The following is a 4,806-nucleotide window of genomic DNA, read 5'->3' on the forward strand; positions in this document are numbered from 1 at the left end:
TCGTTAAACAAAAAACTATGTATACCGTATTCATGTAAGGTTAACATAACGCACAATTATTGGTAGCGAAGACAAGGGGGAATCCTTGTCTTTACTTGGTTTCTTGTTTCTACACTTGTAAAATTTATATGCATGATTTTATACATGGTTGTTATAGCAAGGATTCCGGGGGACTTTGCTATTTTATTTTTCTGTTTTTTTGTATAAAATCTTGTATAAATTACTAAATTGATAGATATAAAAGAAAACACTATGTAGCAACTGTTGCTATAAATAGTGTAGCAGATATAGAACAGAAGAAATTATTTTGAATTCGTTCTGTTTAGTAAATAAATTTTAAAATTTAATAGAGAAAAGAGAGAAGAATTTTTTAAGATTCTTCTCTCTTTTTAGTGCATAAACATTTTTAATTAGCAGTTAAGTCCATTTGTTCCGAGTTGTACTTGTTGAGTTTGTAAGACTTTTAAAGTCAAATCAAGAACGATTTTTTCACGTAATTTGTCAAATGCTCTCTCGTCATGTCTTTCATCACATGAGCCTTTTTTATCATGTTTTTTATCCTCAATAAAACATGGTGAATAGTCAAGCTCATAAAATTCTGCACTAATTAATTCACAAAATGGTTGTTCATTATAGAAAACATTATTTTCAAAGAAGTATTTGTCTAGACGAGGAATATCATTCTTTTTTGGATTAATGAAGCGAGCTTTACTTTCTGAAGAAAAAGCAATAATTGCTGGAGAAAGAAAGTCATCTCCATTTAAATCAGCAAAACCAGAGAAGTGAACTTTTGCAATTTTATCATAAATTTTGCCATTGCAGTTTTTACCCGCATACTCAATGTTTTTACGAATAAAACCTTCTACAAATAATTTTGCTCTTGTTACTTGTAAATATCCTGTTGTATTAATCGCTTCATATTCAACAGGTACTAGTTTACATTGTGTTAAAAATACATCTTTTAACACTCTTTTAATTTCTACTGCTGGTGGACAAAGTGGAATATCAGCTTCTACTACAATTTGAAGCGTTCTTTCTGCTAACACAACTGGAATTTTAACTCTTGGATTGTTTGCAAGAACAGGTGTTACATCAGAATCTTGGAGTGGAGTCCGTGTTTCTGACCTAACCCTGCAATCATCTTTATGGTTTTCTTCTTTACTCAATTAAAAAAACCTCCATTTATTTTATATTTAGAGCTTTTCTATATTTCCTTTAATATGATATTTAATATATCTATTTGTGTGAGGGCTTGTATAATAGTGATTTTTCTCATTTTGAAATATTTAGTAGACTTTCTTATATTTTAAAAAAGATAGATAGTATTTAAAAATCAATTACACTATTTTGAATAAGCAAACATACATTATAGTGTGTGACGAGTAGTGGTGGACTTGTTTAACACTTATATTTTAAAATCTCCTTGATAAGAAAGGAAACCTGCTCATAGGATTCCTTTCTTTTTAATATAATGAATATTATTTTAGGAGATTTGAAAGTAAACTAGCATTTAAATTTAAATAATTAAATATATAAAATTATAATTATTATTAATTGATGGTTGTAAAAGGTAATAAAAACTTTTCTTTAAATCGAAAAAATAAGGTGTTCCCTTTTTAAAGAAGGAAAAGACTACATAGCAACTAAAGAACAGCTTAGAGCAGAGGGAGGACAAAGTATGGCTCAAACTTATTGGGGATCAGAGGTAGCCAAGAAATTAGGGATTGGCTCAAGTACTTTTACGTAAATATTGTCTTGTCCTAGAAGAAGCAGGGTATCCTTTTGAGCGAGGAAATAATAATTCTAGAGTCTTTTTTCATAAAGACGTAGCAGATATAGAACAGAAGAAATTATTTTGAATTTGTTCTGTTTAGTAAATAAATTTTAAAATTTAATAGAAAAAAGAGAGAAGAATTTTTTAAGATTCTTCTCTCTTTTTAGTGCATAAACATTTTTAATTACCAGTCTTTTCCGGTTCCGAGTTGTACTTGTTGAGTTTGTAAGACTTTTAAAGTCAAATCAAGAACGATTTTTTCACGTAATTTGTCAAATTCTCTTTCGTCATGTCTTTCATCACACGAGCCTTTTTTATCATGTTTGTTATCCTCAATAAAACATGGTGAATAGTCAAGCTCATAAAATTCTGCACTAATTAATTCACAAAATGGTTGTTCATTATAGAAAACATTATTTTCAAAGAAGTATTTGTCTAGACGAGGAATATCATTCTTTTTTGGATTAATAAAGCGAGCTTTATTTTCTGAAGAAAAAGCAATAATTGCTGGAGAAAGAAAGTCATCTTCATTTAAATCAGCAAAGCCAGAGAAGTGAACTTTTGCAATTTTATCATAAATTTTGCCATTGCAGTCTTTACTTGCATATTCAATATTTTTACGAATAAAACCTTCTACAAATAATTTTGCTCTTGTTACTTGTAAATATCCTGTTGTATTAATTGCTTCATATTCAACAGGTACTAGTTTACATTGTGTTAAAAATACATCTTTTAACACTCTTTTAATTTCTACTGCTGGTGGATGAAGTGGAATATCTGCTTCTACTACAATTTGAAGCGTTCTTTCTGCTAACACAACTGGAATTTTAACTCTTGGATTGTTTGCAAGAATAGGCGTTACATCAGAATCTTGGAGTGGAGTCCGTGTTTCTGACTTAACCTTGCAATCATTTTTATGATGATCATTGTGACTTTGGTTTTCTTCTTTACTCAATTATAAAACCTCCATTTATTTTATATTTAGAGCTTTTCCATATTTCCTTTAATATGATATTTAGTATATTTATTTGTGTGAGGGCTTGTGTAATAGTGATTTTTCTCATTTTGAAATATTTAGTGAACTTTCTTATATTTTAAAAAAGATAAATAGTACTAAAATTAATTACACTATTTTGAATAAGCAAACATACATTATAATGTGTGACGAGTAGTGGTGAACTTGTTTAACACTTATATTTTAAAATCTCCTTGATGAGAAAGGAAACCTGCTCATAGGATTCCTTTCTTTTTAATATAATGAATATTGTTTTAGATTGTAGAGATATTTTAGCGCTTAGAATTGAATAGTTAAATAAAAACAAGCCTTGATTATATGCAAGGCTTGTTTTTATTTCCAGAATTTCCACCAATGATGTTTATTTTCCGTAGTAGGAGCAACTAGTTGTTTAGTCTCTTGAATAGATCTTATGTTATGTAATAGTTGCTCATCTCTTTCTTGCAACAATTGTTCATGGTGTTTTTGATATATTTTTATACCGTTTTTCAATGTTTGAAATTCTTCTTGAGTTCGTCGTAGTTCTTCTCTCATGGATTGGAGTTCTTTTGTTATTTCTTCGCGTTCCTCGCGCAACAATTCACGTAACAAATTAGTATTGTTTTCGCGTTCCAATACTTCTTTATCTCTCGTAATAAGCAAAGATTGGGAATCAATTGGATCATGGGACGTTCCACTCGTGTTCCAATTTTCATTATTTATGGTTATTGCTACGGTTTTGGCAGCATCAGCCTTGTTATATCCGGCATCTTTCATAAGTGCTTGAAATTGTTTTAAAGCTTTTATATCTTTTGAAGTAAAGGTTCGATATTCGCGATTACTTTTAGGATCACGAACTTTTACAAAGATGTATTCATGTTTTTCTAACTCTAAACACCATTTACGCAAATAGCTTTCGCTAATACTTAACATTTCTGCTACTTCCTTGGTTAGGAAAGCAGGGAGTGGATCGGATTGTATACCATTCCGCGTTCCATCAGACATCGTTCTTCACGCTCCTTTTAACGTTCCAATGATGTTTCTAAAGTTACATTATACATGATAAAACGAAATACCTTTGAAATGTGGAATTTGTCGGTAACATAGGTCAAGTCAAACTTCAAAATTCATAGACTAATGGCAAAGACCCCTAGAATCCTTGCTATATCAAAAATGTATAAAAAGATGCATAGAAAAATAGAAAAAGACAAGTTGAAATCCTTGCTATAAAGCGGATTCCCCCTTGTCTTCGCTATCGATAATAGGACGTTATGTTAACCTTACATGTATAGGATATACAAGAGAAATTTCTTTACTACCGTATTATTATGATGTTAAAATTTAGAAAAAGAGGGTGAGAATTATTTCGAATGTAATTAATAAGGTTATATTTAAAAGAGCTATTAACTTTTTTATATTAAGTGTAGCACTAACAGTTATTGCAACCATAATAACCTTTATAATCAATCTCGATCTAAAAGAAATAATGGAAGAGATAGGAAAGAAACTGCCAGATCAAGTAAAGGAACCAACAGGTATAGAAAAGGTATGGTCATTTATTGTTAATAATGGTTTTATAGTACCTTTACAAATGTTTATATTAGCCTTGATTCCAATACAATTTTTATATGTCATAAGTATAATTTTAACTGTTTCAGTTCCTGGGGTTCTTTTTGGAATTGCATTACAAGTTGATTTTAAAAAAGGATTTGGGATGATAATTTCTACTATCCCTCATTACCTTTTTGAAGTTTTCGCTTTTTGTTTATTTGCGGCCATTCTTTTTGAATTAAATAAATTTATTAGAATCAAATTAAAAATTATATTCAAAAAGGATAAAGAAAGAGTATCTCTTAGTAAAAAGATTTTAGAAGTAATAAAGATTTATATTGTTTTAACTTTACCTATAATTATCGTTGCTGCATTCTTGGAAACTTATATAGCTGATATTATACTTGATTTATTTTAGGAACTTTATATGCTTGATGAAGATTGAGATTTACCTAAACATAATACAAACTGTGCTTATAACTTCCAA

The 4,806-nt window shown here is 29.5% G+C and carries 4 protein-coding genes and 1 pseudogene; 2 read left to right on the top strand and 3 right to left on the bottom strand.

Annotated features, from left to right (window positions below; translation table 11 throughout):
- Window positions 1-410: 410 nt before the first annotated feature.
- Entirely contained in the window at window positions 411-1,166 is a 756-nt protein-coding gene (locus tag LOK41_RS27295) for a CsxC family protein (RefSeq protein WP_241819236.1), read from the bottom strand.
- Between the two features lie 512 nt (window positions 1,167-1,678).
- Between LOK41_RS27295 and LOK41_RS29400 the strand changes: the two are divergent.
- Window positions 1,679-1,844: pseudogene (locus LOK41_RS29400) on the top strand (MerR family transcriptional regulator); the annotation flags it as partial.
- Between the two features lie 114 nt (window positions 1,845-1,958).
- Here the strand turns inward: LOK41_RS29400 and LOK41_RS27300 are convergent.
- Together LOK41_RS27300 and LOK41_RS27305 are read right to left on the bottom strand one after the other, a co-directional pair.
- The gene (locus LOK41_RS27300; protein ID WP_241819237.1) at window positions 1,959-2,729 is read right to left on the bottom strand and encodes a CsxC family protein; all 771 of its coding nucleotides are present in this window, start codon (window positions 2,727-2,729) and stop codon (window positions 1,959-1,961) included.
- 393 nt (window positions 2,730-3,122) lie between these two features.
- Window positions 3,123-3,773, bottom strand: a complete 651-nt coding sequence (locus LOK41_RS27305) for a DUF3967 domain-containing protein (protein WP_241819239.1) — start codon at window positions 3,771-3,773, stop codon at window positions 3,123-3,125.
- A gap of 349 nt (window positions 3,774-4,122) precedes the next feature.
- Here LOK41_RS27305 and LOK41_RS27310 point away from each other — a divergent pair, with 349 nt between their 5' ends.
- Window positions 4,123-4,737 carry a stage II sporulation protein M gene (locus LOK41_RS27310; protein WP_017150269.1) on the top strand — a complete coding sequence of 205 codons (615 nt, stop codon included), beginning with the start codon at window positions 4,123-4,125 and terminating at the stop codon, window positions 4,735-4,737.
- Window positions 4,738-4,806: the final 69 nt, after the last annotated feature.

Source organism: Bacillus sp. TL12 (assembly GCF_022625245.1).
Taxonomy (GTDB): Bacteria; Bacillota; Bacilli; order Bacillales; family Bacillaceae_G; genus Bacillus_A.

Coding starts and splice junctions, on each gene's coding strand:
- LOK41_RS27305 (WP_241819239.1), bottom strand. CDS start 3,773: ATGTCTGATGGAACGCGGAATGGTATACAATCCGATCCACTCCCTGCT.